Raw genomic sequence first — 25,429 nt, forward strand, 5'->3', positions numbered from 1 at the left:
CCGCTTCCGCGCCTTTAAAAACAGCAAATTGACGCCATGTAACACGGACCGCGCCGGCCTGAAAAAGCCTGGCGCCTGATGGATTCGATGGTTGCGGCATCACGCGTCTGGTAACCTAGACAGCGACCGAAAGAACAAATGAGCAGACTATCATGACCGCAAATGACACCCGGATTTACCTGTCCTCCGGCAGCCCTCGCCGCCGCGAAATTCTGGAACAGTTGGGCATGCACCTGGAGCGCATCCACGCCGATATCGACGAATCGGTGCGGCCCGGCGAATCCGCCGTCGCTTACACAGAACGGCTGGCGCTGTCCAAGGCCGAGGCCGGCTGGCAGGTCGTGGTGTCTTGCGGACTGCCGTCCCGGCCCTTGCTGGCCGCCGACACCACGGTGGCGATGGACGGCGAAATCTTCGGCAAGCCGGAAAACGCCGACGACGCCCGCCGCATGCTGCGGGCCTTCTCCGGCCGCAGCCATCAAGCCATCACCAGCGTGGCGGTGCGCGAAGGCGACAAGGTGCGGCTCAAGACCTCGGTCACCGAGGTGTTCTTCCGCCCGCTCAGCGAGCAGGACATTGAGCGCTACCTGGACAGCGGCGAGCCTTTCGACAAGGCCGGCGCTTACGGCATCCAGGGCAAAGCCAGCGTCTTCGTCGAGCGCATCCACGGCAGCCACAGCGGCGTGATGGGCCTGCCTATCTTCGAAACCGCGGCGCTGCTGAGCGAATTCGGCTTCCAGTTTCCATGAGCGCCCGGGGGACCACCATGCTGCATCAATCGATACCCCTGCCGCGCGATCTGCCGCGCCCCAAGGAACAAATCCTGGTCAACATCACCCCGCAGGAAACCCGAGTCGCGGTGCTGGAAGACGCCGTGGTTCAGGAACTGCATGTGGAGCGCGCCGCCAGCCGCGGCATTGTCGGCAACATCTATCTGGGCCAGGTCAAGCGCGTGCTGCCCGGCATGCAGAGCGCCTTCATTGAAATCGGCCTGGAACGCGCCGCTTTTCTGCATATCGCCGACGTGCTGGAACAGCGCCAGCACCCGACCGAACCCCAACGCATCGAGAAGATGCTCTTCGAGGGGCAGACCGTGCTGGTGCAGGTGATCAAGGATCCGATCGGCACCAAGGGCGCGCGTCTGTCCACCCAGATCTCGCTGGCCGGACGCTTCCTCGTGCACTTGCCGCAGGAAGAGCACATCGGCGTATCGCAGAAGATAGACAGCGAAAGCGAGCGCCACAATCTGAAATCCAGGCTGGAAAAACTGTTGCCGGCCAACAGCCCGCGCGGCTACATCATCCGCACCAGCGCCGAGACCGCGCGCGACGACGAATTGGCCGCCGACATCGGCTACTTGTCCAAGCTGTGGTCCGACATCCGCCACAAATCCCAGCACCTTCCGGCGCAAAGCCTGCTCTACGAAGACCTCCCGCTGGCGGTGCGCGTGCTGCGCGACATGGTCAGCGGCTTCACCGACCAGGTGGTGGTGGACTCCACGGAAAACTACAGCCGCATGGTGGAGTTCGCCGAGCAATACGTGCAGATCGCCGTGGACAAGATAGAACGCTACAGCGGAGAACGCCCGCTGTTCGAGCTGCACGGCATCGAGGCCGAGATCGACAAGGCGCTGGCGCGCCGCGTCAACCTGAAGTTCGGCGGCTATCTGATCATCGACCAGACCGAGGCGATGACCACCATTGACGTCAACACCGGCGGCTTCGTCGGCAACCGCAATTTCGACGAAACCATCTTCAAGACCAATCTGGAAGCCACCCAGACCATCGCCCGACAGCTGCGGCTGCGCAATCTGGGCGGCATCATCATCGTCGACTTCATCGACATGGACAACGACGAGCACCAATCCGCGGTGCTGGCGGAGCTGGCCAAGGCGATGGCGCGCGACCGTACCCGCGTCACCCTCAACGGCTTTACCAGCCTGGGCCTGGTGGAAATCACCCGCAAGCGCACCCGTGAAAGCCTGGCCCACGTACTGTGCGAGCCCTGCCCCACCTGTCAGGGCCGCGGCGAGATCAAGACCGCGCAAACCGTGTGCTACGAGATCCAGCGCGAGATTGTGCGCGAAGCGCGTCAGTTCGACGCCAAGGGTTACCGCATCCTGGCCGCGCAATCGGTGATCGACATGTTCATCGACGAAGAATCGCAAAGCCTGGCGATGCTGATCGACTTCATCGGCAAGCCGATCTCGCTGTCGGTGGAAGCCACCTACACCCAGGAGCAATTCGACGTCGTCCTGCTGTAAGCCGCCATGTCATTCCGCCCGTTTCGTCTGGCGGCCCGGCTGCCGCGCCTGTTGTCCCGCGCGGCGCTAGGCCTGCTGGCGCTAATTTCGCTCTACCTGCTCGCCGCGCTGACGCTTGGCCTGCTCCCGGTCAACCGTGACTGGCGACAGAGCGACGCCGGCATTCCGGTTTTTCTGGACAGCAATGGTGTGCACGCTGGCCTGCTGCTGCCGCGCAGCGGCCCCGGCATGAACTGGGACGAGACCTTCCCCCCAGGGCATCCGCGCGCCGGGCCCAATCTGGACAAACGGCCCTATGTGGGCATAGGCTGGGGCAGCCGCAGCTTTTTCCTGGAAACACGGGACTGGTCGGACCTCACCCCAGGCAAAGCGCTTTACGCCCTGTCCGGGCTGGACGGCGCCGTACTGCATGTGGAATATCTGCCGATGCCGCGCGAAGGCGCCGCCACCCGGCGCCTGATGCTTGCGCCGGAACAATACCGGCGGCTGGCCGGCTTCATCCAGGCCTCCGTCGCCCGCGACGCAATCGGACAAGCCCTCTGGATGCAGGGCTATCATTATCATGATCAGGATGCGTTTTATCTGGCCAACGGCCGCTATAGCCCGTTGACCACCTGCAACCAGTGGGTGCGCGACGCGCTGGCGGCCAGCGGCGTGCGCACCGCCTGGTGGTCCCCATTCGACCACGCACTATTCTGGCAATTGAAAGACCGCTGAGACGATCGCCTCGGCGTAAGGGAGTTTCGCAAAATGAACGAAGAAAACGGCGATCCGCTCTGGTTCGCCATCCGGCAGGAAGCCGAACAAGCCGCGCAAGACGAGCCCATGCTGGCCAGTTTCCTGCACATGACCGTGCTGCGCCACAATACCCTGGAAGACGTGCTGGCCTTTCACCTGTCCAGCAAGCTCGCCAGCCCGGTGATGGACGCCCGCGCGCTGATGGAACTGTTCCGAGAAGCGCTGGACGCCGACCCGGCCATCAGCGCCGCCACGCGCGCCGACATCAGCGCCTGCTTCGACCGCGATCCGGCCTGCGACAACTACTCCACCCCGCTGCTCTATTTCAAAGGCTTCCACGCCATCCAGTGCCAGCGCATCACCCACTGGCTGTGGCGGGAAGAGCGCAAAACCCTGGCGCTGTTTCTGCAAAACCGCATTTCCGAAGTCACCGGCGCCGACATCCACCCGGCCGCCCGCATCGGCCAGGGCGTGATGCTGGACCACGGCACGGGCGTCGTGGTGGGCGAAACCGCCGTCATCGGCGACAACGTATCGATGCTGCAGGGCGTGACCCTGGGCGGAACCGGCAAGGAACACGGCGACCGCCATCCCAAGATCGCCGACGGCGTGCTGATCGGCGCCAACACCTCCATCCTCGGCAACATCCAGGTGGGCGCCTGCGCCAAGATAGGCGCCGGCAGCGTGGTGCTGGAAGACGTGCCGGCCCACACCACCGTGGTCGGCGTACCCGCCCGCGTGGTGGCCCGCGCCTGCGAAGGCACCCCGGCGCTGGATATGGATCAGCGCGTATGAGCGCTGAGCGGGCCCACCTCGCTGTCGGCGACTCCGCCGCCGGCATGCTGAACGCACTGCGACGCGACGGCCTGCTCAACGGCGAAGTCCTACCCTTCATCGAAGATCTGAGCGCCGGCCCGCTTCTGGACGCCGACGCCATCGATCAAGGCCTGCGCCTGGCCTGGCACCAACAACTGCTACAAGCTCAACCCTGGCTGCCGGAATACGAGGACGGCTGGCTGCTCCGCCACCAGGCCAGCCGCAAGGCGCTGCTGCGGTTTCTGGAACAGCCGCGCCCGCTCACCGTCTGGCTGGGCCGCAACGCCGGCGACCACCTGACGCTGGCGCTGCTGGCAGAACAACTGCCGGCGCACTGCCCGCTGTCCGTCATCACCGTGCCGGAACCGGCATGGCAAGCCGGCGACGAGATGGCGGAATGGAGCCTGGCCATGCTGCCGCTGGAACGGCTGGCCGCCTGCCGGCCGCTGCAACGCCCGCTCAGCGCCGCGGAACGGCAAGCGCTGGCCGCGCAATGGCGCCACTGGCGCGAACGCGGCCAGGGACTACGCCGCTGGCAGGACAACACCATCGTTGAAGCGCCGCTGGAGCATTACGATGCGCTGCTGCTGGAACAGGCCGACGCGGACCCGCTCGCTATCCAGGGCCTAGTCGGCGCCGCGTTCATCCGCATCCGGGACGCACTGGTTTCATCCGACCTTCTGTTCTGGCGCGTACAGCAACTGCTGCGCGCGGGTCGGCTCTGCGCCGAAAGCGCGGCTGGAACGGCGGGTTCTTCCCCGCGAATCCGCCGCTGCGCCTGAAGCCCAGTTGCTACAGCGCGACATCTGCCCTGAAGGACTACAGCAAGCGCTTGGTGATGCACAGCCGCGCGGGTAAAATCCCAGCCCTTGACGCCTGCCCCGCCATTGAATGGCAGCGTCCTGCAATCCTCAGGAACCCCACCCCATGAATGTCAGAGTTGTCGACTACCACGCGCCGGACGCCGCGGAACAATTCACCCGTTCGCTGCACGAAACCGGCTTCGGCGTGCTGGTCAATCATCCGGTACCCCAGGACCTGGTCGAAAAAATCTATGCGGACTGGCTTGCCTTCTTCAACAGCCAGGCCAAATACGACTACGCCTTCTCCATGGAGCGCCAGGATGGCTGGTTTTCCCCGGAGGTGTCGGAAACCGCCAAGGGCTCAAGCCTGAAAGACATCAAGGAATACTTCCACATCTACCCGTGGGGCCGTGTACCGCCGGAACTCAAGGCGGATGCCGACCGCTACTACGCCGTCGCCAACCAGTTGGCTCAAGAACTGCTGTCCTGGGTGCAGCAATACACCCCGGCCCACATCGCCGCCAGCTACACCGAACCGCTGTCCCACATGATCGCAGACAGCCAGAAGACCCTGCTGCGCGTACTGCGCTATCCGCCGCTCACTGGCCGGGAACCCGCCGGCTCGCTGCGCGCCGCCGCCCACGGCGACATCAATCTGCTGACCATCCTGCCCGCCGCCAACGAACCTGGCCTGCAAGTACAGGACAAGCAAGGCGAGTGGCTGGACGTGCCCTGTGATTTCGGCACCCTGGTGGTCAATATCGGCGACATGCTGCAAGAAGCCTCCGGCGGCTACTACCCATCCACCCAGCACCGCGTGGTCAACCCCACCGGCGAAGGCGCGACCAAGAGCCGCATCTCGCTGCCGCTGTTCCTGCACCCGCGGCCGGAAGTCGTGCTGTCCAACCGCTACACCGCGGACAGCTATCTGAACGAGCGCCTACGCGAACTGGGCGTCAAACAGTAAGCCCCAGCCGGCGGAAGCCCCACGCTCCGCCGGCGGATTCCACAATTAAGATCAAACATTCATTAGTGTTACGCTATCGTCTTGAGCAAAAGAATCAACTGGCGCACATAAATGAGAATAACTATCATTCAATTAATTCTCACCGAGGAGCCTAGCCATGCTCAAGACCATCACCTTCGCCATCTGCCATTTCACTGTCGCCTTTAGCGTGGCCTATCTACTGACCGGCAATATCGGCGTTTCCAGCCTGCTGGCCCTGGTGGAACCGCTGGTCAACACCGTGGCTTATTACTTCCACGAAAAAGTGTGGGACCGCATCCGCGGCCGCAAGGCCCAAGCCGCCGAAACCGGCGCTGCCGGGCACAACGCCCTGTTCCATCAGCACTGACTTCTTCGACGCCGTGCCCGCTCACCGGGCACGGCCCTTTCCCCTCCGCTCCCTTTTTTCATCATGCCAATGAATTTCTGTATTGACAGAAATTTCGGAAACAAATATTGTTAACCCCATGGAACTGACACCCGTATCTCAACGCTTCGTGCTGCACTGGGGCGAAATGGGCACCCGCTGGGGCGTGAACCGCACCGTTGCTCAAATACACGCGCTGCTGTTCATTACCGGACGCCCGCTGAACGCCGAGGAACTGGCCGACACCCTCAACGTGGCCCGCTCCAACATCAGCAATAGTCTGAAAGAGCTGCAAAACTGGCAACTGATCCGCACCGTGCATGTGCTGGGCGACCGCCGCGACCACTTCGAGACCTCGGGCGATGTCTGGGAACTGTTCCGCATCATCGTGGCGGAGCGGCAACGTCGCGAAATCGAACCCACGCTGCTGGTGCTGAAGGAATGCATGGACAGCCCGGACTTTCAGCAGGAAAGCCCGCTGGCGCAAGAACGCATCCGCAACACCTGGCAGTTCATGGACACGCTGACCTCCTGGACCCGTGAAATGCTGCGGCTGTCCACCGCCACCCTGAGCCGGGTATTGAAGATGGGCGCCAGCATCCAGAAGCTGCTGGGCCGGGACAAGTAAACACACGGCGCGGGTTGGATCGGCGCAGCCACAATGCCCGCCCTTTTTTTTGCCACTACATTTCTGTTTTGACAGAAATTTCAGAAACTAAGGAGAACACCATGAGCGGATTCATCATCAGCATGATCATCATCCCCCTGTTGTGCGGCCTGCTGTGCTGGTGGCTGCTGGCCGGGCCTTTGCGGCAAGTGACCCAAGCGCTTTGCGAGCACGGCGCTGGCGGCCCGTTTTGGCAACGCGCCTTCTTGATCCTGATCCTGGCCGGCCCGCTGCTAGCCGTGCTGCTGTTCGCGCCGGACGTCCCCTCCGCCTCCTTATGGCTGGACATCCGCGGCATCCTGATGTGGGCCTTGCTGGGCGTAGTGGCGCAAATGCTGGTGCTGTTGCGTCTGGTGTGGCGACAAGTGGCGCCGCGTCCCGGCGCCCATCAGGTCCAAACCGCGCCGGCCGCTCCCCGGGAGGCTGCGCAATGAAGATACTGCTCTTGGGCGGCAGCGGCTTCATCGGCCGGCCGCTGCGTCAGCGCCTGGAACGAGACGGTCATCACGTCAGCGCGCCCAGCCGTCGCCAGTTGGATCTGCGCCAGCCGCGCGCCGATTGGCGTTACTGGCTGGAAAACGTCGACGTGGTGGTCAACGCCGCCGGCCAACTGCTGGACCGCCCGGCCGGCGCGCTGGAAGCCATTCATCACCTGGGGCCGCTGCAGTTGGCCAGCATGGCCTATCAGGCCGATGTCCGCCGCTGGGTGCAATTGTCGGCCCTCGGCGCGGATCCGCAAGCGGACACCCTGTTCCTGGCCGGCAAGGGCCGCGGCGACGCCGCTTTGCTGGCCAGCGGCCTGGAGGCGCGCATCGCGCGCCCCTCGCTGATCTACGGTCCACAAGGCGCCAGCAGCCGTCTGCTGCTGCAACTGGCGCGGCTGCCGCTGTGGCTGCTGCCCGACGGCGGCAGCCAACGGGTGCAGCCGGTCGCGCGCGACGACGTGATCGACGGTCTGGCGAGGCTGGCCGCGGCCGATGAAGCGCCGGAGGGCGTCGTCGATTTCGTCGGCGCCGAAGCGCTGACGCTGGCTGACTATCTGCGCCAGCTGCGCCAACTGCAAGGTCTGTCCTCGCCCGCCTACATCCTCAACCTGCCGCCTCAAGCCAGCCGGGCGCTGGCAACGCTGGCCGAACGCTGGCCGGCCAGCCTGATCAGCCGCGATACCCTGGCCATGCTGAACCGCGGCAGCTGCGGCGACCCGGCCGCCCTCGGCGCGCTGCTGCAACGCGCCCCGCTGGCCAGCAGCCAATTCCGGGAAGCGCCATGAATCCGTCCACACGCAATATTGAATACGCGCTGGCGGCGCTGTGGCTGTGGAGCGGCCTACAGCCGCCGCTCAGCGCCTGGGACGCGTCCATCGTCATGCTGCAGCGTTTGCCGCTACCCGTCGGCTGGGCAGCGCCGCTCTTCCTCGCCGCCTGCGGCCTGGACCTCGCCTTCGGTCTGCTGACCCTACTGCGCCCCTGCCGCGCCTTGTGGCGGGCCCAGGCCGCCGCGGTCGCCGGCTATAGCCTTACGCTGGCGATCTGGCTGCCGGAAAACTGGCTGCATCCGTTCGCGCCCTTAATAAAAAACCTGCCCATTCTGGCCATGCTGCTTTGGCTGGGCGCTCGCCGGGAGACTCTCTCATGAACGTCTATCTCGTGGTCAAAACCTTGCATATCCTGTCCGCCACCCTGATGGTGGGCACCGGCTTCGGCTCAGCCTTCTACATGTTCTTCGTCAACCGCGGCCGCCAGAGCGCAGCCCAGGCCGAGGTAGCGCGGCTTGTGGTGCGCGCCGACTGGTGGTTCACCACTCCAGCAGTGATTTTTCAGCCGCTGTCCGGTCTGTGGCTGGCGCGGCAGGCCGGTTGGCCTCTGGCCAGCGGCTGGCTGCTCACCTCCATAGGACTGTTCCTGTTCGCCGGCCTGTGCTGGCTGCCGGTACTGCGGCTGCAAATCCGCATGGCGACGATGGCGAGCGCCGCCGTCGCCGCCGGCCAACCGCTGCCGGCGCGCTACTGGCGTTACGCCCGCTATTGGGAATGCCTGGGCTATCCGGCTTTTTGCGCGATGCTGGCGGTGTATTTCCTGATGGTGCTGAAGCCGACGTTGTAACCAACGGCGCGCCAAAACCGCCACTCGGCACGCCTAGTGTAAAATGGCGTTTTGCCTGAACCAGATAGACACCTCGCCATGACAGATCTCCTCGCCGGCCTCAATCCAGAACAACTGCGCGCCGTCACCTGGCCCGACAAGAGCGCGCTGGTGCTGGCCGGCGCGGGCAGCGGCAAAACCCGGGTGCTGACCACCCGCATCGCCTGGCTGCTGTCCACCGGGCAGACCAGTCCCAGCGGCGTTTTGGCGGTGACCTTCACCAACAAGGCCGCGCGCGAGATGCAAACCCGGCTGGCGAGCATGGTGCCGGTGAACGTGCGCACCATGTGGATAGGCACCTTCCACGGCCTGTGCAACCGCTTTCTGCGCTCGCACTACCGCGACGCAGGCCTGCCGCAGACCTTCCAAATCCTGGACTCCGCCGACCAACAAGCGGCCATCAAGCGCCTGCTGAAAAGCCTGGAACTGTCCAACGAGAAATTTCCGCCGCGCGCGGTGCAAAGCTTCATCAACGGCAGCAAGGAAGCCGGCCTGCGCGCCGACAAGCTGCCGCCGGCGCTCAATCCCTACGAAGCCAAACTGGTGGAACTGTACGCCGCTTACGACGCCCAGTGTCGCCGCGAAGGCGTAGTGGACTTCGCCGAGCTACTGCTGCGCAGCTACGAACTGCTGAACGCCAATCAGGCCCTGCGCCAGCACTACTGCAGCCGCTTCCGCCACATCCTGGTGGACGAGTTTCAGGACACCAACCGTCTACAATACGCCTGGCTCAAGCTCCTGGCCGGCGACGACGGTTCCTTGTTCGCCGTCGGTGACGACGACCAGAGCATCTACGCTTTCCGCGGCGCGGAAGTGGGCAATATGCGTTCCCTTCTCAACGATTTCTCGGTCAGCGAGCCGGTGCGCCTGGAGCAAAACTACCGCTCGATGGGCAATATCCTCAACGCCGCCAACGCGCTGATTGAGCAGAACGACGGCCGGCTGGGCAAGAATCTGTGGACCGACGCCGGCGAGGGCGAAAAGATCCGTCTGTTCGAAGCCTATTCCGACGGCGAGGAAGCCGAATTCATCACCGACGAAGTGCGCAGCCTCAAGCGCGACGGTTTCAACCTCTCCGACATGGCCATTCTCTACCGCTCCAACGCCCAGTCGCGACTGCTGGAGCATGTGCTGGTCAACGCCCAGATTCCCTACCGCATCTACGGCGGCCTGCGCTTTTTCGAGCGTCAGGAAGTCAAGCACGCGCTGGCCTATCTGCGTCTGATCGCCAACCCGGAAGACGACAACGCGCTGTTGCGCGTGATCAATGTGCCGGCGCGCGGCATCGGCGCGCGCACGGTGGAAGGCCTGCAGGCGGTCAGCCGTGAGCAAGGCGTCACACTGTGGCAGGCCGCCTGCGCCTCCGGCGGCGGCCGCACCGCCGCCAAGCTGGGCGAATTCGTACTGCTGGTGGAGCGCATGCGCGAGCGCAGCCGCGAACTGAAGCTGGCCGAGGCCGTCAGCCTGGCCATAGACGACTCCGGCCTGCGCGCAATGTACGAACAGGACAAGAAGGAAGGCGAAGAACGGCTGGCCAACCTGGACGAATTGATCAACGCCGCCGCGGGCTTCATGCCGGACGATCCGGCGCAGGCGCTAACCGAATTCCTCAGCGCCGCCAGCCTGGAAGCCGGCGAGCACCAGGCCGAAGCCGGTAGCGACGCGTTGCAGCTAATGACGGTTCACGCCGCCAAGGGGCTGGAGTTCGACGCCGTATTCGTCTCCGGCCTGGAAGAAGGCCTGTTCCCGCACGAAAACAGCATGAATGACGGCAAGGGCCTGCAGGAGGAACGCCGGCTGATGTACGTGGCCATCACCCGCGCCCGCCAGCGGCTCTATCTGTCCAACGCGCAAAGCCGCATGCTGCACGGCCAGAGCCGCTATCCGATCCGCTCTCGCTTCGTCGACGAAATCCCGACGGAGCTCACCCACGACCTATCTGCTAAAGTGAAAGCCCCGGCCAAGACAAATGCATCGACAAACGCATCCTGGCGCACGGTCCCCAAAGTGGGCCGCGTGGCCGCTGACAACAGCCAGGGCTTCCGCATCGGCCAATCCGTCGAGCACGCCAAGTTCGGCAGCGGCGTGGTGATCAACGCCGAAGGCGGCGGCGAGGATGTGCGTCTGCAAATCAACTTCGCCGAACACGGCGTGAAGTGGCTGGATCTGCGCTACGCCAAACTAAGCGCCGGCTGAGCCTCTTCCCGCCGCAGCCGCGGCCGCTTGAGCGATTTTTATAAGTCACACTAATGACAGTTTGCGGAGAATCGTCAAAGATAGCGAGATGAGCACAGCCAACACCAACTCGACCACGTTCCAAAGCGTCGCCGCGGGCAAGACCGGCGCCTCGCCGCGAAAAGGCTACGATGACCCGTACAGCAAGCGCCTGTTCCTGATCATCGACAGCCTGCCGGAAATGCAGCGCGCGCTGGCGATGACCCTATCCTCCTTCGGCGCCGACAAGGTGGAGTACGCCAGCAAGGCCGGCGACGCGCTGGCCAAGATGGGCAAATACGAGTTCGACGTGGTGCTGTGCGACTACGATCTGGGCAACGGCTACGACGGCCTCTACCTGTTTGAAGAGGTCAAGGAACGCAACCTGATCAAACAGTCTTGCGTCTTCATGATCGTCACCGGCGAGCGCCGCTCCCAACGCGTCATCTCCGCCGCGGAACTGGGGCCGGACGACTACCTGCTCAAGCCCTTCACCGGCGAAGTGCTGCGAGAACGGCTGGAGAAGGCGATGCGCCGGCGCGAAGCCTTCCGCCTCGTGGACGAGGCCATCATGCGCCACGAATACCTGAGCGCCATCGAAGTCTGCTCGCGTCTGATCAGCGAGCGCGGCGAATTCACGCTGGACTTCATGAAACTCAAGGGCTCGCTGGCGCTGAAGATTGGCGACTTCGACAGCGCGCGCTCCTTGTACATGGACGTGCTGCGCATCAAGCCAGTGCCCTGGGCCAAGATGGGTCTGGCCAAATCGCTGACCGGGCTGAAAGCCTACGACGAAGCGAGGCTGCTGTTCGAAGAAGTGCTCACCGACAACGACCGGGTGATGGAAGCCTACGACTGGCTGGCCAAACTTTACCGCAGCAACCATAACCTGAACGAAGCCCAGGCCACCTTGAAGCAGGCCACCGACATCTCCCCGGTCGTGTTCCGCCGCCAGCAACAGCTGGCGGAAGTGGCCCTGCTCAACAATCAGCTGGAAGTCGCGGAAGACGCTTGCCAGACCACGCTGGACATTGCCAAATACACTTGGCACCGCAGCCCCACCCACTACGCCGCGCTCGCGCGGGTGCAATTGGCGCGCGGCGACACCGCCAATGTCGGCCGCACCTTGTCCAACCTCCGCCGCGACTACCGCTACAACGAAGAAGGCGAATGGATGGCTTCCGTAGTGGACAGCCAGTTGCAAAACAAGAAAGGCAACCGCGACAAGGCCCGGCAGTTGTTCAGCGACGCCGAAGCGAAATTCCGCCAACTGGCGCCCAAGCTCAGCAGCGACGCGCAGATGGAGTTCGCCCGCGCCTGCTACGCCCAGGGGCACAAGGACGCCGGCAACAATGTGATGCGCGATCTGGTGCGCAACCATCACGACGACGAGGAACTGCTCGCTCGCTTCGGGGACATGTTCGAAGAAGTGGGCCTGGGCGAAGACGGCCGCCAACTGATCGCGGACAACGTGCAATCGGTGCTGGAGCTCAACAACCAAGCGGTGCGGGAAGCCCAGGCCGGCCAGTTCGACTCCGCCATCGAACGCTTCGTCAAAGCCCACGAGGAAATGCCGCAAAACATTCAGGTCATGCTCAACCTGATCAACGCCACCATGGCCTACGTCCACCGTCAAGGCTGGCACGAAAGCCATATGCGCCGCGCCCACGACATGCTGAGCAAGGTGCGCGACATCGCCCCCACCAACAACAAGTTCCAGAAAATCCTTCAAGCCTGGCGCATGCTGGTGGAAAAGCTGGGCAAGCCGCAATGGGTGCTGTAAGCCCCTGGCAAGACTGGCGCGCACTGGTGGTGGACGACGAGCCGCTGGCCTGTGAACGACTGCGCCAGCTCTTGCGGGAACAAGGGCTGCAACACGTCTACTGCCTGACCGATAGCCGCCAGGCCATGGCCTGGCTGGCGCAGAACCTGGCCGATATCGTGCTGGCCGATATTTCCATGCCCGGCGTTTCCGGCCTGGAACTGGCCCAGCAGCTGCGCCGCCAGCCGTTGGCGCCGCAGCTGATCTTCACCACCGCCCATGAACAGTACGCGGTCAACGCCTTTGAACTGGAAGCCATAGACTACCTGCTCAAACCGGTGCGTCGCGAACGGCTGCGCCAGGCGCTGGAACGCGCCTGCCGCCAGCGCGGCGAAGCGCCGCAGCCGGAAGCCAGTTTCACCGTGCGCCAGCGCGACCGCCTGCTGCCCATCCCTTTCTCCCAGGCCCGCTATCTCAAAGCCGAACTCAAATACGTGACCCTGGTGACCCCGGACGCGGAATACCTGCTGGACGAACCCCTGATCGCGCTGGAGCAAAGACTGGGCGACGCCGCCGTGCGCATCCATCGCAATTGCCTGGTGATGCGTCACGCGCTGCGCGAACTGTTCCGCGCCAATGCCGACGGCGAAGAACAATGGCAAGTACGCCTGGCCGATATCGGCCAACCTCTGCCGGTCAGCCGGCGGCAACTGGCCGGCATCAAGCAATGCCTGAACCAGCAGGACTAGGCCCCCTCCCTCTCAATCCGCCGCAAAAATACACAGCTCACAAAAACACAGCATCTGTCATTATTTTCGACAGAATAATGCGTTCTGATTTTCAATCGCATCAAGCTTGACATTAATCATTTGTCATTATTCGGACTAAAACTATCATCCCCGCCCAAGCACATGGCCGAACTGGCGCTCCGCCGCCGGCCATGCATTCCATTTAGGGCAAGGAGCGGTCATGCGGTCATTGAAAATCATCCTGTTATCGTCGGCGTTCAACGGACTCACCCAGCGCGCCTGGCTGGAATTGCGCCAGTCCGGCCACCAAGTCAGCGTGCAACTGTTCACCAACGAGCAGGAAGTCAGCGCCAACATTCAGCAATCCGGCGCCGACATCGTCATCTGCCCCTTCCTCAAGGACCGGGTGCCGGAAACCCTGTGGCGCGACAGCAGCCGGCCGGTGGTCATCATCCACCCCGGCATCGTCGGCGACCGCGGCGCTTCAGCGCTGGATTGGGCCATCACCCTGCGAGAAAAACGCTGGGGCGTCACCGCGCTGCAAGCGGTGGAGGAAATGGACGCGGGTCCGATCTGGTCCAGCTGCGAGTTCGACATGCCGCCGGAAACGCGTAAATCCGAGCTCTACAACGGCCCGGTGAGCGACGCCGCCATGTATTGCATCCGCGACGTGGTGGAAAAATTCGGCACCGGCTTCGAACCGGCGCAGCTGGACTACGGCCAAGCGCATGTGCGCGGCCGGCTGCAACCCAATATGAAGCAAAGCGACCGCGCTTTCCTGTGGCAACAGCCCGCCGTAGAGATCAAGCGCCGCATCGACGCCGCCGACGGCCAGCCCGGCGTGCTGACGCAATTGGCCGGCGGGGACTACTACGTCTACGACGCGCATCTGGACTACCGCGCCGGCCAGCCGGGTCAACTGCTGGCGGTGCACGACGACGCCGTGCTGGTGGGCGCCGGCGAGCACAGCCTGTGGCTGGGCGCGCTGCGCCGCAAACCGGAGGCCGGCGAGGAAACCTTCAAGCGCCCGGCGCGACATGTGCTGGCCGGTTTGCTGGACGGCGTGCCGCGGCTGGACTGGTCCATCAACACCCACCCTCACTGCGAGGAAAACTACCAGCCCATCCGCTACCGCGAATACGGCCGCGTAGGCGAACTGACCTTCGAGTTCTACAACGGCGCGATGAGCACCGAACAATGCCAACGGTTGAGCGAGGCGCTGCGCTGGGCCAAAGCTCAGGACACCAGCGTGCTGCTGGTGCGCGGCGGCCGCGGCAGCTTCAGCAACGGCGTCCACCTCAACGTGATCCAGGCCGCGTCCGAACCTGGCTTGGAGGCATGGGCCAATATCCAGGCCATCGACGACGTCTGCCAGGAAATGTTGACCGCGCGCCAGCTGGTGGTGTCCGGCCTGACCGGCAACGCCGGCGCCGGCGGCGTGATGCTGGCCTTGGCCGCCGACCTGGTGTTCGCCCGCGGCGGCGTGGTGCTTAACCCCCACTACAAGACCATGGGCCTGTACGGCTCGGAATACTGGACCTACAGCCTGCCGCGCGCAGTAGGCGAAGAACAGGCCCGCCTGCTCACCGACGCCTGCCTGCCGCTGAGCGCGCGCGAAGCCTGGCGCCTGGGCATGGTTCACGACATCGGCCCGCACGACCCACACGACTTTGGCGTCTGGTTGCGGCAAGCCGCCGGGCTGGCGTTGAACGACGACCGCTTCCGCCCGCAGCGCGCGCGCAAGGCCGAGCTGGACTTGGAGCGGATGGAACGCTGCCGCCAGACCGAGCTGCTGGAAATGCGCCAGGACATGGTGGAAAACCGCGGCCAGTTTTTGGAGAAATGCCGCAATTTCGTGCTCAAGCGTAAAGCCTGCGGCACGCCGCAGCGCCTGGTCGCCGATTGGGCCCGGACGCGCTAAGAACCTGTTCATAATCTGCCGCGCGCTGGCGATACGGCGTTGAAACCGTCTTCGAAATGCTCATGTGCCACTCGTACATTCCGCTTTCTCAGCCGTTTTCGCCCTCTCCCGCCCTTGCTCGCGAGACCGTAAACAGGTTCTAAAACCCATCACGCTGTTCTCACCCTCAAAACGGCCCGCCTCAACGGGCCGTTTGATTTCAATTTCATGACGAAAAACAACAGCATTGTTTTACGTACAACTACTTAAAAACCGCTTTTTCATCAGTCAAAGCTAAAAAATAACCGCGCCTTCTTATAAAATCTGACATCCCCTCTTTCCCCCTTCCTAACGGTTGCTACATGCGGACACGGCTGGTTTATGCAGGATGCATCGCGATATGGCTGGTGCTGAGTGCGCTAGTCGCTCTGTCGATCGCCAGTCACGCGCTGCTAGGCGCCGAACAACAATTCAACCGCGACGCTCTGCTGCTGTCCGAACAGCTCAATCAAAAACTGCAGAGCCATGAAACCGTGCTGGACAGCTACGCCACCTTTAGCGCGCTGGATCGCCGCCAGGATCTGCCATCCGAAAAAAGGCTTGCCCGGCAATTACTGCGCCGCTATCCGCAAATCCAGTGGCTGGGCCACATCGAACGCATCAGCCCCGACCAGTTGCCAATGTTCGGCCAACGTCTGAAGCAACTGTACGGCCAAACGCTCCCCATACCCGCAGCCAGCGGCGACGGCTGGGAAAGCCGCTTTGGCCTATTCCCGCTCGCCTTCATCGAACCCATGCCCCAGCCCAACCTGCTGGCCGCGGACCTGGGTCGGCTGCAAGCCGCGCGCCAGACCCTACAGAACGCGCTGGAAAGCGGCCGGATGGAAATTTCCAGTCAGATCAAACTGCCCGGCCTCCCGGCCGGCTACCTGCTCATCCGCGCCGTGGACGATATGCTGAGCAAGCCCCTGGCCGCCTCCTTGGCGCCAGCGCACTTCGCCGCCATGGCGATACGCGCCGACAGCCTGCTGCCCAGCCCGCTATCGCTGCGGGAGGGCGTGGAAGTTCGCCTGTTTCACCGCAACGATCCGCCTCCAGGCCAACCCGCCCTGCTGCGCGGCCCAGAGCGCGCCAGTGCCTTGGAAACCCTGCTGTTCCCACGCTTGGAAGCCCGCCACCCGCTGGGCGGCGCCAACCAGCCGCTCTTGCTCACCATCAACCAGCAACTAGGCTGGCGGCAGATCGGCACATTCGAATGGGGCATGCTGCTGGTCCTGTCACTGGCTCTGCTGACCGGCCTACTGTTGGTGTCCCATCACTATCTGCAATTGGCGCATGGCCGCCGCCAGCGGGAAAACCAGCTATTCTACCTGGCCAACCACGACCGCCTAACCGGACTGGCCAACCGCAACCTGTTCTACGACCGGCTGCAGCACGCCATCTCGCGCGTGGATCGCAGCGGCAAGCGGCTGGCGCTGCTGTTCCTTGACTTGGACCGCTTCAAGCCGGTCAACGACACCTACGGCCACATCACAGGCGACCGCATCCTGCAACTGATCGCAGCCCGCATCAAGGAAGAATTGCGCAGCGAAGACACGGTGGCCCGGCTGGGCGGCGACGAATTCGTGGTATTGATGGAAGATATCGAATCCAACCGCGAGGCGGACAAAATCGTCAATCGCCTGAAGCAGGTGATCCATCAACCCTACGAGGTCAACGATCATTTAATTTCGGTGGGCGTCAGCATCGGCATCGCCTATTACCCGGAGGACGGCTTGTTGATCGATGAGCTGCTGACGGTGGCGGACCGGAAGATGTACGGGAATAAGCGCGAGATCGCGGCGGCCGGCGCTGAAACCGCCTAAGAGCCTGTTTACGATCTCGCGAGCAAAGACAAGATAAGGCGAAAAACCCTGAGAAAGCGGAATGCGCACAGGGCACATTAGCATATCGAAGCGGGTTTCAACGCCTTCTTCTATTCATCCCGATAAAGCGCAGCAGACTTTGAACAGGCTCTGAGCCCGGGCCGTCTCAACACGGCCGCTGACATGCGGCCTCCCCAAGCGCGGCACCTTTGGACGCCGTTTCCCGTGGCCGCGCCAGGCCGTTGAACCAGACATTCAGCACCACCGCGCTGACCGTGGCCAACAGGATACCGCTATGCAGCAAGGGCGCCAGCACTTCCGGCAAGTGCCGAAAAAATCCGGGCGACACCGTCGGAATCATGCCCAAGCCCAGGCTGATGGCCACCACCAGTAAATTATGCCGCTGCGTCTGATAATCCACCTTGCCCAGAATCTTGATCCCGGTGGCCAGCACCATGCCAAACATCACCAGGCCGGCCCCTCCCAGCACAAAGGGTGGAATCGACGCCACGATCAGCGACATCTTGGGCACCAAGCCAAATACAACCAGAATGCCGCCGGCCATCACACACACCCAGCGGCTGCTGACGCCGGTGACGCCCACCAGGCCCACGTTCTGGGAAAACGAAGTATGCGGGAAGGAATTGAATAGACCGCTTATCACCGTGCCCAACGCATCCACCCGCAAACCGCTCACCAAGGCAGCCCTGTCCACCGGACGCTCCACAATGTCCCCAAGGGCCAGGAACATGCCCATGGACTCCACAAAAATGATCAGCATCACCACGGTCAACGTCAGGATGGACCATAGCTCAAAACGGGGCATGCCGAAATGGAAGGGCGTGATGGGCGCGAACCAGGACGCCTCGCCCAAGCCGCCCAAATTAACCTTTCCCAGCAGCAGGGCCAGGGCAAAGCCGAACAACAAACCCAGCAATACCGCGATATTGCAGAAAAAGCCCTTCAGATAACGGGTAACTAACAGAATGAACACCAGCACCGCCACCGATACCCCAAGATAGAGCGGATGGCCGTAGTCTGGGTTGCCTCTGCCGCCGGCGGCCCAGTCAATGCCGACCGGGATGATGGACAGACCGATGGCCGTGATCACCACCCCGGTGACCAGCGGCGGAAACAGGCCGATCAACCGCCCCATCAGCGGTACCGCCAACAAGCTGAGCACCCCGGCGCCGATGGTGGCGCCGAAAATGCCGGGCAGGCCCAATGCCGGATTGCTGCCAATGGCCACCATCGGCCCCACCGCGGCGAAAGTCACCGCCATGATGACCGGCAGGCGGATGCCCAGCCCGCGGACGCCCACGCACTGCAATAAGGTCACCACCCCGCAACAGAACAGGTCCGCGCTGATCAAGAGCGCGATTTGCTCCTTGGGCAAGCCCAGGGAACTGCCGATGATCAGCGGCACCGCCACCGCACCGGCGTACATCACCAACACATGTTGCAGGCCCAGGGTGAACAGCTTGCCCAAGGGCAGGCGTTGATCCACCGGGTGCACCGACAGCTTGGAATCCATGCTCGTCTCCTTTGTAGATGTCGGGCCGCTTTTTAAAACATCGCCGCCCTGACGACTTGCTGGTATTACACAATCGACTCCTTGACCGCTAAAAAAGAGATCGACGCAGGCTAGCCCGCGCCGACCGATTGGATGAGATAGGACTGCGACAACATTGCCTCGTCGCAATTGTCGCCGGCGCCGATGCGGTCCAGCAGGATGAAATCGCCGGCCCGCTCCAGACAAGTCAGCGGGTGATGCCAAGTGCCGCGATGGTAGTTGACGCCCTGATCGCCGCGCGCCAGAAAGGCTCGGATCCGGCTTTCGTCCGGCCGGTCGCCGACGCAAGCCGGCGCCACCACCACCACGCAAGGGACGCCGTTGCAAGGGATGAAAGCCTGGCTGCCCAGCGGGTGCCGCTCCAGCATGCGGATCTCCAGCGGCGGATGATGCGCGTCACCGCGCGCCATGCTGATGCCGGGCAGGCCGCCGTCGCCGGCGATATCGATCAGACCCAGCCGGTGATAGCGGCGAGTACTGCCCTGGTTGATGGGAAACCAATCGCTGCCATCGGCTTCAATCACATCGCCAAACGGGGCGAAAGCCTGTTTGGTCAAAGGCTCCAAGCTTAAAATCGTCATGCCGCGCTCCTTCGTGGGGTGGCGGACCAAGGCGGCTCAATCCGCCAACCGTCCCCAGATTCGCAGCCGGCTGACCCCGCCGTCAGGGAAAATGTTCAGGCGCACATGCGTGACAGCGCCCAGATCGCGCAGCAACTCCTTGCCGTAAAAATGCTGCCGATCCATTTCCGTTTTCTGCTCCGGCAGCAAAACGTCCCAAAACATTGCTTGGGTCACGACGGACTGGTCGGTGCCATGGTGGACATAGGCGGCCTGCACCGAGATCCGGTCCGGGTAATTGCCCTTGAAGTGAGCGGTGTCGACTTCGATGCTCTCCACCAGCGCCGCATGCCCCAGCTCAACGATGCACCAATCGTTGCCCGGCTCCCGCCGACGGCGGGTTTCCCAGCCGTCGCCCATATTGACGCCGCGCCCCGGCATGATCAGCCGGAAGGGCACGCCGAAATGGGCGTCGTTATAAGCGACGACGCGGCCGCCCTTTGCCAGCGCCGACACCTCATGCAGCGCGGCCGGGTCCTGCCGCGCCCAGTCGCAGGCGGGTTGTCCGTATACGCGGAAGCGCGCCACACCGCCGTCCGGATAGATATTCAAGCGCAAATGGGTCCAATCGCGCGCATCCTCAATCGCGATGAAATGATGAGCGCTGGGGCCCAAGGACACGGCCGGCAGAATCTCCACCCACTCTGTCCGTTCGTCAGGATCGTCGGCTGATCGGCAGGCTTCCACCGAAGCCGCTGGCGGATAGTTGCCGCTGAAATGGCTGGTATCGATGTCCAGCCCTTTGATCACGCTGGGCAGGCCCAGCTTGATCACCGCGTGGTCGTAGCCTCCGTTGCGGCGGCGACGGGTTTCCCAGCCGTCCATCCATTTGCCGTGATCGTCGAATTCGCCGACGATAAACACCGGCTCGGACGCTTGCAGCATCCGCTCCGCCGCGGCGAACCACTGATCAGAACAGGTCAGGACCCTGGCGCCGAAATCGGCGGCGGCCAAGTTAACGTAACGCCGAGCGAACTCCGGCACATCGGCCGCCGGTGCGTGCAGCACCGTTCCCGCCGGGTGATTGACAAGCGCCATCAGATTTTCTCCTTCTCAGTGCGTCGACGCGCGCCGGCAGGCCGCGCCGCCCGCCGTTCACGCCGCTAGCCGGCCCCAGATCAGCGCCAGCCCCAAGGCGAGGAAAAACAAGGCCGAAGCCTTGAGAAACACGATGCGCAACACCGCCATACGCTGGAAGAACAACTGCGCCAACACGCCGTAAGCGGTCTTGCACGATAAATCAACCACCACCCAGCCAGCCGCCATCCACCCCAATTGCGGCGCCAGCGGCGCTTGGGCGTCGATGAACTGAGGCAGCAGCGCCACGAAAAAGGCGATGTCTTTGGGATTGCTGATGCCCAGCAGAAAGGCATGGGAAAACCATTGCGTCGGAGCGCCGCTCCGGCCGTCCTGCGCGCCCGCGGCCTGCCCTGCGCCCCGCCAGGCCTTGAGACCCAGCCACAACAGATAAGCGGCGCCCAGCAACTGCAAGCCGGCGAATAGGCCGGGCGACGCCAGAATCAGCGCGCCCACGCCCAATGCGGACAAAAGCAGCAGCGACAAAGAAGCCAGCACGCCGCCGGCAAACGCCGGCCAGGCGCGCAGCAGGCCATGTTCGGCGCTGGTGGTTACCATGAACAGGGACAGCGGTCCGGGCACGGCGATCACCACCAGGATGGACAACAAATACATGACGAGAATCTGGCTGGACATGGCCGCTCCGGCTAAGCAATCAGTTGGGCCAGACGTAGGCCGGCGATCCGGTATATCTGCTGCAAACAAGCCTGCCGTTCCGCCTCCGGCTCAGCGGCCAGCCGCCGCTGAAACTCGGCGATGATGCCCGCGCGCTCATAACCGCGAACGGCCATAACGAAGGGAAAACCGAAGCGGGCCCGATAGTCGGCGTTCAAGCGCCGCAACAGTTCCAGCTCCTGCGGCGAGCATTGATCCAAGCCGGCGTCGCCTTGCTCGGCGGCGGACTCGACGGTCAAGTCGCCGTGCTGCACCGCCTTGCCGGCCAGTTCCGGATGCGCGCGGATCAGACGCAATTGCGCCTCCACCCCCGCCTCCTCTACCTGTCGCCGCATGCAGTCGTGTAAGTCAGCCATGCTGGCGAATGGCCGCTGATCGGCTGCCTGCGCCGCCACCCAGGGCGAATGCTCGAAAATACCGCCCAGCGCGGCGACGAACTGCTCCGTCGGCAGCGCGTTCAGCTGCTTCAGCGTCAAGGACATGATCCGACTCCGGTGAAAGGATGCGCTTCCCGCCAATGCCGGGCGATATCCACCCGTCGGCACACCCACACTCGCGGATGCCGCTCCAGATAATCGAGAAAGCGGCATAGGCCGGCAAAGCGGCCGGGCCGACCAATGAGACGGCAATGCAGCCCCACCGACAACATGCGCGGTTTGTCGACGCCCTCGGCGTAGAGCACGTCGAAAGCATCTTTCAGATAGCTGAAGAAGTGCTCTCCGGTATTGAAACCCTGAGCGGTGGCGAAACGCATATCGTTGGTGTCCAGCGCGTAAGGCACGATCAGATGCGGCAGCTCGCTGCCATCGCTGCGCCGCGCCAGGGTCCAGAACGGAAGATCGTCGCCGTAGTAATCCGAGTCGTAGAGAAAACCGCCGTCGTCCACCACCAGCCGGCGCGTGTTGGGGCTGTCTCGGCCGGTATACCAACCGGAAGGCCGCTGGCCGGTCAGGCGACGAATCGCCTCCACGCAGAGCCGCATATGCTCGCGTTCCACCGCCTCGTCCACCTGCTGATAATGAATCCAGCGATAGCCATGGCCGGCCACCTCATGGCCCAACTCCGCCAGCGCGCTGGCCAGCTCCGGGTGTCGCTCCAGCGCCATGCCCACGCCGAATACCGTCAGCGGCAGGCCGCGCCGTTCAAACTCGCGCAGGATGCGCCACACCCCGGCGCGCGAACCGTACTCGTAAACCGACTCCATCGACAGATGCCGCGCCGGGTACGCCTCCGCGCCGATGATTTCCGACAAGAACTGCTCAGAGCCGGCGTCGCCGTGCAGGACATTGTTCTCGCCGCCCTCCTCGTAATTCAGCACGAACTGCACCGCGATGCGCGCCGCCCCCGGCCAATTGGCCTCCGGCAGCTCCCGGCCGTAGCCGATCAAATCACGTGGATAATCCGCCTGCATGGCTATCCTTCCCTCGGTCAGCGTTTAAGGTTGAATACCGTCCACGGGTCCAGTCGGCTAGGGGCCTCCACCTTTAGCCGCCGTTCGCAGTCTTCCAGATGATGGTGCATCGCCGCCGCCGCGCCGGCGCGGTCACCCGCCTCCAGCCGCGTCAGAATCGCCTCATGCTCGTCGAAGGAGCAGGCGCTTCGTCCGGGCACATCGTACAAAGCGATGATCAGCGAAGTGCGCGAACACAGGCCGTGCATCAGCTCGGTCAACACCTCGTTGTCGGCCAGCCGCGCCAGCTGCACGTGAAAGGCGTTGGACAGGCGAATCCAGCTGACCCGGTCGCCGCGTTCGAAAGCCGCGCGCTCGTCGGCCACCATGCGCCGCATAGGCTGCAAACGCTCGGCCAGATCGGGCAAGACCAGCAGTTTGTCCAGAATCGCCGCCTCAACCATGCGTCGGGCCTCGAACACATCTCGGGTTTCCTTCTCGTCCGGCTTGGCGACGAAGGCACCGCGGTTGGGCTGGATGTCCACAATCTTGTCGTGCGCCAACTGAGCCAGCGCGCTGCGGGCGCTGCTGCGCGAACACTGGAAGGCGTCGCACAGCACCGCCTCGGTCAGCTTCACCCCCGGCAATAGCCGCTGGTCAATCACCGCATCAAAGATTTCCCAGTACAAGCGGTCGGCGTCATTGCTCGGCACGCCGTCGCCCACCAAGGTAGACGCCCTGGGCGCGGCGGCGGCCTGGGTTCCGTTAGCCGAATGCAACATGTCTCCTCCCGGTATTTCCATATCCTGCTCTATGCTTTCAGAATTTTGTTGACAATTATTGTCGTGAGCAAACACTATCGTCAACACAAATTGTCGACAATTTCAAATCGCCATCGCGAATAACAAGATCGACGATAACAGGCCCGCCAGATCGGGCCCCACAACAAAGGAGAAACCACTGTGGGCAAATTGACCACCCATGTGCTGGACATCATGCACGGCAAGCCGGCGTCGGACGTGCGCTGCCAGTTGTACCGGCTGGACGGAGAACAACGCCTGTTGCTGGCCGACGCGGCGACCAACCGCGACGGCCGCTGCGAACGCCCGCTGCTGGAAGGCGAGCAGCTGCGCGCAGGCGTGTACGAACTGCTTTTTCATGCCGGCGATTACTTCGCCGCCCAAGGCGTGAAGCTGTCGGAGCCGCGTTTTCTCGACCAAGTCGTGTTGCGCTTCGGCGTCGCCAAGGCGGACGAAAACTACCATGTGCCGCTGGTCGTCACGCCTTGGAGCTACTCCACCTACCGCGGCAGTTGACGCTGTTCCCGTTCCCCACCCGGAAACCTCGCCATGGAAAACTACCTGCTGGAGCTGGGCAACCTGCTGCTGCGCTGGTTGCACGTGATCGCCGCCATCGCCTGGATAGGCGAATCGATTTACTTCGTCATGCTGGACAACAGCCTGTCGCCGCCCTCCATCGCCGATGCCCGGCGCGGCCTGCACGGAGAGATGTTCGCCGTGCACGGCGGCGGCTTTTACCACAACCAGAAATACCTGGGCCAGCCGCCCTTCCCGCTGGACGACAAGCTACACTGGTCGTTTTGGAAATCCTACGCCACCTGGCTGTCCGGCTTCGGCCTGTTCTCCCTGCTCTACCTGTTCAACGCCTCCTTCTACCTGGTCAACTCCGGCAGCCCCTGGGCTTGGGCGGCGGCCTTGTCCGGCGGCCAGGCCGCGGTGATCGCCACCGCCTTCCTGCTGGGCGGCTGGCTGGCTTACGACCAGCTCTGCCGCCGCATCAGCCCGGACATGAACCGCGACGGCCCGCTCAGCCTCGCCGTGGCGCTGCTGATGGCGCTGGTGGCCTACGCCAGCAGCCAAATCTTCCAGGGCCGCGCCGCCTTCCTGATCACCGGCGCGGTGATGGCCACCTGCATGTCGGCCAATGTCCTGTTCTGGATCATTCCCGGCCAGCGCCGCATGGTGCGCGCCATCCGGGCCGGCGAAAAACCCAATCCGCTGGACGGCCTGCGCGGCAAGCAGCGCTCGGTGCACAACACCTATTTCACACTGCCGGTAGTGTTCCTGATGATCAGCAACCACTACTCCTTCGCCTACGGCAACCGCCATGCCTGGCTGATCATGGTGCTGTTCATCCTGTCCGGCGCGCTGATCCGCCAATACTTCGTGCTGCGTCACTCTGGCCGCAAGCGGCCGCTGCTGCCGGCGTTGGGCGGCCTGTTGCTGGCTGGCGTGGGCTTATTGGCCGCGCCGCCCCCGCCCAATATCGCGCCAACCGCCCCGCAAGCCGCGGCACCGGTTGCGACGGGTTCCCTGGCGGCGTCGACAGCGCAAAAAACAGCCGACAACCTGCGTCAGATTCACGCCATCATTCAAAACCGCTGCCTGTCCTGTCACTCGGCCACGCCCAGCCAGGCCGGATTCGTGGCGCCGCCGGCCGGTTTGAAATTTGACGATGCGAAGGAAATCCTCATCAACGCGCACAGAATCAAGCAGGCGGTGGCGTCCAAATACATGCCGCTGGCCAATTTGACTCAGATGACCCAAGAGGAACGAGAGATCTTGTCCGCATGGGGGCCAGCGCCTAATCACTGACGCCGCGCCGACGCGTTTGAAAAAGACGAGAGGCTTAAGAGCCTGTTCAAAGGCTCGCGAGCAAGGGCGAGACCAGGCGAAAACGAGCGAAAAAGCGGAATGCACAGGTGGCGCACGAACATTTCGAGGCGCGCCCCACCTTGCCGCGTCTCACGACGCGTAGCCGATCGTAAACAGGTTAAGCCCGG

26 protein-coding genes are annotated in these 25,429 nt (G+C 63.4%); 19 read left to right on the top strand and 7 right to left on the bottom strand.

The genetic code is table 11. From position 1 onward, the window contains the following. Positions 1–152: 152 nt before the first annotated feature. From DXT74_RS01525 to DXT74_RS01605, 17 genes are all read left to right on the top strand, one after another. On the top strand, positions 153–749 hold the full coding sequence (locus DXT74_RS01525; RefSeq protein ID WP_043638193.1) for a nucleoside triphosphate pyrophosphatase: 597 nt from the start codon (positions 153–155) through the stop codon (positions 747–749). 17 nt (positions 750–766) lie between these two features. Next, the gene (gene rng / locus DXT74_RS01530; RefSeq protein WP_039755437.1) at positions 767–2,263 is read left to right on the top strand and encodes a ribonuclease G; all 1,497 of its coding nucleotides are present in this window, start codon (positions 767–769) and stop codon (positions 2,261–2,263) included. Between the two features lie 6 nt (positions 2,264–2,269). After that, entirely contained in the window at positions 2,270–2,980 is a 711-nt protein-coding gene (locus DXT74_RS01535; protein WP_194427142.1) for a TIGR02117 family protein, read from the top strand. 33 nt (positions 2,981–3,013) lie between these two features. Further along, positions 3,014–3,796: a serine O-acetyltransferase gene (cysE, locus tag DXT74_RS01540; RefSeq protein ID WP_019102377.1), complete on the top strand. Its 783-nt coding sequence runs from the start codon at positions 3,014–3,016 to the stop codon at positions 3,794–3,796. Then, the gene (locus tag DXT74_RS01545) at positions 3,793–4,599 is read left to right on the top strand and encodes a DUF3658 domain-containing protein (protein ID WP_194427143.1); all 807 of its coding nucleotides are present in this window, start codon (positions 3,793–3,795) and stop codon (positions 4,597–4,599) included. Before cysE ends, DXT74_RS01545 begins: the two co-directional genes overlap by 4 nt. A 145-nt stretch (positions 4,600–4,744) precedes the next feature. After that, the gene (locus DXT74_RS01550) at positions 4,745–5,587 is read left to right on the top strand and encodes an isopenicillin N synthase family oxygenase (protein ID WP_019102375.1); all 843 of its coding nucleotides are present in this window, start codon (positions 4,745–4,747) and stop codon (positions 5,585–5,587) included. 157 nt (positions 5,588–5,744) lie between these two features. Continuing rightward, positions 5,745–5,975: a DUF2061 domain-containing protein gene (locus DXT74_RS01555; protein ID WP_019102374.1), complete on the top strand. Its 231-nt coding sequence runs from the start codon at positions 5,745–5,747 to the stop codon at positions 5,973–5,975. A 118-nt stretch (positions 5,976–6,093) separates the two neighbouring features. Continuing rightward, on the top strand, positions 6,094–6,621 hold the full coding sequence (locus DXT74_RS01560) for a GbsR/MarR family transcriptional regulator (protein WP_019102373.1): 528 nt from the start codon (positions 6,094–6,096) through the stop codon (positions 6,619–6,621). Between the two features lie 101 nt (positions 6,622–6,722). Next, positions 6,723–7,094: a hypothetical protein gene (locus DXT74_RS01565; RefSeq protein ID WP_162787907.1), complete on the top strand. Its 372-nt coding sequence runs from the start codon at positions 6,723–6,725 to the stop codon at positions 7,092–7,094. Then, entirely contained in the window at positions 7,091–7,930 is an 840-nt protein-coding gene (locus DXT74_RS01570; RefSeq protein WP_194427144.1) for a complex I NDUFA9 subunit family protein, read from the top strand. Before DXT74_RS01565 ends, DXT74_RS01570 begins: the two co-directional genes overlap by 4 nt. After that, positions 7,927–8,295 carry a DoxX-like family protein gene (locus tag DXT74_RS01575; protein WP_081555214.1) on the top strand — a complete coding sequence of 123 codons (369 nt, stop codon included), beginning with the start codon at positions 7,927–7,929 and terminating at the stop codon, positions 8,293–8,295. The genes DXT74_RS01570 and DXT74_RS01575 overlap by 4 nt, the downstream gene beginning before the upstream one ends. Beyond that, positions 8,292–8,762: a DUF2269 domain-containing protein gene (locus DXT74_RS01580; RefSeq protein WP_194427145.1), complete on the top strand. Its 471-nt coding sequence runs from the start codon at positions 8,292–8,294 to the stop codon at positions 8,760–8,762. The genes DXT74_RS01575 and DXT74_RS01580 overlap by 4 nt, the downstream gene beginning before the upstream one ends. Before the next feature lie 78 nt (positions 8,763–8,840). After that, positions 8,841–10,997: a UvrD-helicase domain-containing protein gene (locus DXT74_RS01585; protein WP_194427146.1), complete on the top strand. Its 2,157-nt coding sequence runs from the start codon at positions 8,841–8,843 to the stop codon at positions 10,995–10,997. Positions 10,998–11,085: 88 nt separating this feature from the next. Beyond that, on the top strand, positions 11,086–12,798 hold the full coding sequence (locus DXT74_RS01590; protein ID WP_194427147.1) for a tetratricopeptide repeat-containing response regulator: 1,713 nt from the start codon (positions 11,086–11,088) through the stop codon (positions 12,796–12,798). After that, positions 12,786–13,526: a LytTR family DNA-binding domain-containing protein gene (locus DXT74_RS01595; protein ID WP_194427148.1), complete on the top strand. Its 741-nt coding sequence runs from the start codon at positions 12,786–12,788 to the stop codon at positions 13,524–13,526. The genes DXT74_RS01590 and DXT74_RS01595 overlap by 13 nt, the downstream gene beginning before the upstream one ends. A 220-nt stretch (positions 13,527–13,746) precedes the next feature. Beyond that, a complete protein-coding gene (locus DXT74_RS01600; RefSeq protein ID WP_194427149.1) occupies positions 13,747–15,447 on the top strand; it encodes a hydrogenase maturation protein in 1,701 nt (566 codons plus the stop codon). Between the two features lie 386 nt (positions 15,448–15,833). Further along, positions 15,834–17,291: a sensor domain-containing diguanylate cyclase gene (locus tag DXT74_RS01605; protein WP_194427150.1), complete on the top strand. Its 1,458-nt coding sequence runs from the start codon at positions 15,834–15,836 to the stop codon at positions 17,289–17,291. A gap of 166 nt (positions 17,292–17,457) precedes the next feature. Here the strand turns inward: DXT74_RS01605 and DXT74_RS01610 are convergent, their stop codons facing one another. The 7 genes from DXT74_RS01610 to DXT74_RS01640 all read right to left on the bottom strand — a co-directional run bounded on the left by DXT74_RS01610 (position 17,458) and on the right by DXT74_RS01640 (position 23,408). Continuing rightward, complete coding sequence (locus DXT74_RS01610) at positions 17,458–18,825, bottom strand: nucleobase:cation symporter-2 family protein (RefSeq protein WP_081555222.1); 1,368 nt, start codon at positions 18,823–18,825, stop codon at positions 17,458–17,460. A gap of 110 nt (positions 18,826–18,935) precedes the next feature. After that, a complete protein-coding gene (locus tag DXT74_RS01615; protein WP_194427151.1) occupies positions 18,936–19,445 on the bottom strand; it encodes an ureidoglycolate lyase in 510 nt (169 codons plus the stop codon). A gap of 36 nt (positions 19,446–19,481) precedes the next feature. Then, positions 19,482–20,522, bottom strand: a complete 1,041-nt coding sequence (gene alc, locus DXT74_RS01620; protein ID WP_194427152.1) for an allantoicase — start codon at positions 20,520–20,522, stop codon at positions 19,482–19,484. A gap of 57 nt (positions 20,523–20,579) precedes the next feature. After that, complete coding sequence (locus DXT74_RS01625; protein ID WP_052370563.1) at positions 20,580–21,197, bottom strand: LysE family translocator; 618 nt, start codon at positions 21,195–21,197, stop codon at positions 20,580–20,582. An 11-nt stretch (positions 21,198–21,208) separates the two neighbouring features. After that, positions 21,209–21,718: a 2-oxo-4-hydroxy-4-carboxy-5-ureidoimidazoline decarboxylase gene (gene uraD, locus DXT74_RS01630; RefSeq protein WP_194427153.1), complete on the bottom strand. Its 510-nt coding sequence runs from the start codon at positions 21,716–21,718 to the stop codon at positions 21,209–21,211. Beyond that, on the bottom strand, positions 21,709–22,647 hold the full coding sequence (puuE, locus tag DXT74_RS01635; RefSeq protein ID WP_179140733.1) for an allantoinase PuuE: 939 nt from the start codon (positions 22,645–22,647) through the stop codon (positions 21,709–21,711). The genes uraD and puuE overlap by 10 nt, the downstream gene beginning before the upstream one ends. Positions 22,648–22,664: 17 nt before the next feature. After that, a complete protein-coding gene (locus tag DXT74_RS01640; RefSeq protein ID WP_043638250.1) occupies positions 22,665–23,408 on the bottom strand; it encodes a GntR family transcriptional regulator in 744 nt (247 codons plus the stop codon). Positions 23,409–23,588: 180 nt separating this feature from the next. On the opposite strand from DXT74_RS01640, the gene uraH reads away from it, so the two are divergent. After that, a complete protein-coding gene (gene uraH / locus DXT74_RS01645) occupies positions 23,589–23,942 on the top strand; it encodes a hydroxyisourate hydrolase (protein WP_194427154.1) in 354 nt (117 codons plus the stop codon). Positions 23,943–23,975: 33 nt separating this feature from the next. Continuing rightward, positions 23,976–25,241 (top strand): urate hydroxylase PuuD, encoded by a 1,266-nt coding sequence (locus tag DXT74_RS01650; protein ID WP_194427155.1) that lies wholly within the window; start codon positions 23,976–23,978, stop codon positions 25,239–25,241. The last annotated feature ends 188 nt before the right edge of the window (positions 25,242–25,429 follow it).

The organism is Chromobacterium sp. Rain0013 (genome assembly GCF_015291765.1).
In the GTDB taxonomy this organism is placed as follows: domain Bacteria; phylum Pseudomonadota; class Gammaproteobacteria; order Burkholderiales; family Chromobacteriaceae; genus Chromobacterium; species Chromobacterium haemolyticum.

Coding starts and splice junctions, on each gene's coding strand:
- DXT74_RS01525 (WP_043638193.1), top strand. CDS start 153: ATGACCGCAAATGACACCCGGATTTACCTGTCCTCCGGCAGCCCTCGC.
- rng (WP_039755437.1), top strand. CDS start 767: ATGCTGCATCAATCGATACCCCTGCCGCGCGATCTGCCGCGCCCCAAG.
- DXT74_RS01535 (WP_194427142.1), top strand. CDS start 2,270: ATGTCATTCCGCCCGTTTCGTCTGGCGGCCCGGCTGCCGCGCCTGTTG.
- cysE (WP_019102377.1), top strand. CDS start 3,014: ATGAACGAAGAAAACGGCGATCCGCTCTGGTTCGCCATCCGGCAGGAA.
- DXT74_RS01545 (WP_194427143.1), top strand. CDS start 3,793: ATGAGCGCTGAGCGGGCCCACCTCGCTGTCGGCGACTCCGCCGCCGGC.
- DXT74_RS01550 (WP_019102375.1), top strand. CDS start 4,745: ATGAATGTCAGAGTTGTCGACTACCACGCGCCGGACGCCGCGGAACAA.
- DXT74_RS01555 (WP_019102374.1), top strand. CDS start 5,745: ATGCTCAAGACCATCACCTTCGCCATCTGCCATTTCACTGTCGCCTTT.
- DXT74_RS01560 (WP_019102373.1), top strand. CDS start 6,094: ATGGAACTGACACCCGTATCTCAACGCTTCGTGCTGCACTGGGGCGAA.
- DXT74_RS01565 (WP_162787907.1), top strand. CDS start 6,723: ATGAGCGGATTCATCATCAGCATGATCATCATCCCCCTGTTGTGCGGC.
- DXT74_RS01570 (WP_194427144.1), top strand. CDS start 7,091: ATGAAGATACTGCTCTTGGGCGGCAGCGGCTTCATCGGCCGGCCGCTG.
- DXT74_RS01575 (WP_081555214.1), top strand. CDS start 7,927: ATGAATCCGTCCACACGCAATATTGAATACGCGCTGGCGGCGCTGTGG.
- DXT74_RS01580 (WP_194427145.1), top strand. CDS start 8,292: ATGAACGTCTATCTCGTGGTCAAAACCTTGCATATCCTGTCCGCCACC.
- DXT74_RS01585 (WP_194427146.1), top strand. CDS start 8,841: ATGACAGATCTCCTCGCCGGCCTCAATCCAGAACAACTGCGCGCCGTC.
- DXT74_RS01590 (WP_194427147.1), top strand. CDS start 11,086: ATGAGCACAGCCAACACCAACTCGACCACGTTCCAAAGCGTCGCCGCG.
- DXT74_RS01595 (WP_194427148.1), top strand. CDS start 12,786: ATGGGTGCTGTAAGCCCCTGGCAAGACTGGCGCGCACTGGTGGTGGAC.
- DXT74_RS01600 (WP_194427149.1), top strand. CDS start 13,747: ATGCGGTCATTGAAAATCATCCTGTTATCGTCGGCGTTCAACGGACTC.
- DXT74_RS01610 (WP_081555222.1), bottom strand. CDS start 18,825: ATGGATTCCAAGCTGTCGGTGCACCCGGTGGATCAACGCCTGCCCTTG.
- DXT74_RS01615 (WP_194427151.1), bottom strand. CDS start 19,445: ATGACGATTTTAAGCTTGGAGCCTTTGACCAAACAGGCTTTCGCCCCG.
- alc (WP_194427152.1), bottom strand. CDS start 20,522: ATGGCGCTTGTCAATCACCCGGCGGGAACGGTGCTGCACGCACCGGCG.
- DXT74_RS01625 (WP_052370563.1), bottom strand. CDS start 21,197: ATGTCCAGCCAGATTCTCGTCATGTATTTGTTGTCCATCCTGGTGGTG.
- uraD (WP_194427153.1), bottom strand. CDS start 21,718: ATGTCCTTGACGCTGAAGCAGCTGAACGCGCTGCCGACGGAGCAGTTC.
- puuE (WP_179140733.1), bottom strand. CDS start 22,647: ATGCAGGCGGATTATCCACGTGATTTGATCGGCTACGGCCGGGAGCTG.
- DXT74_RS01640 (WP_043638250.1), bottom strand. CDS start 23,408: ATGTTGCATTCGGCTAACGGAACCCAGGCCGCCGCCGCGCCCAGGGCG.
- DXT74_RS01650 (WP_194427155.1), top strand. CDS start 23,976: ATGGAAAACTACCTGCTGGAGCTGGGCAACCTGCTGCTGCGCTGGTTG.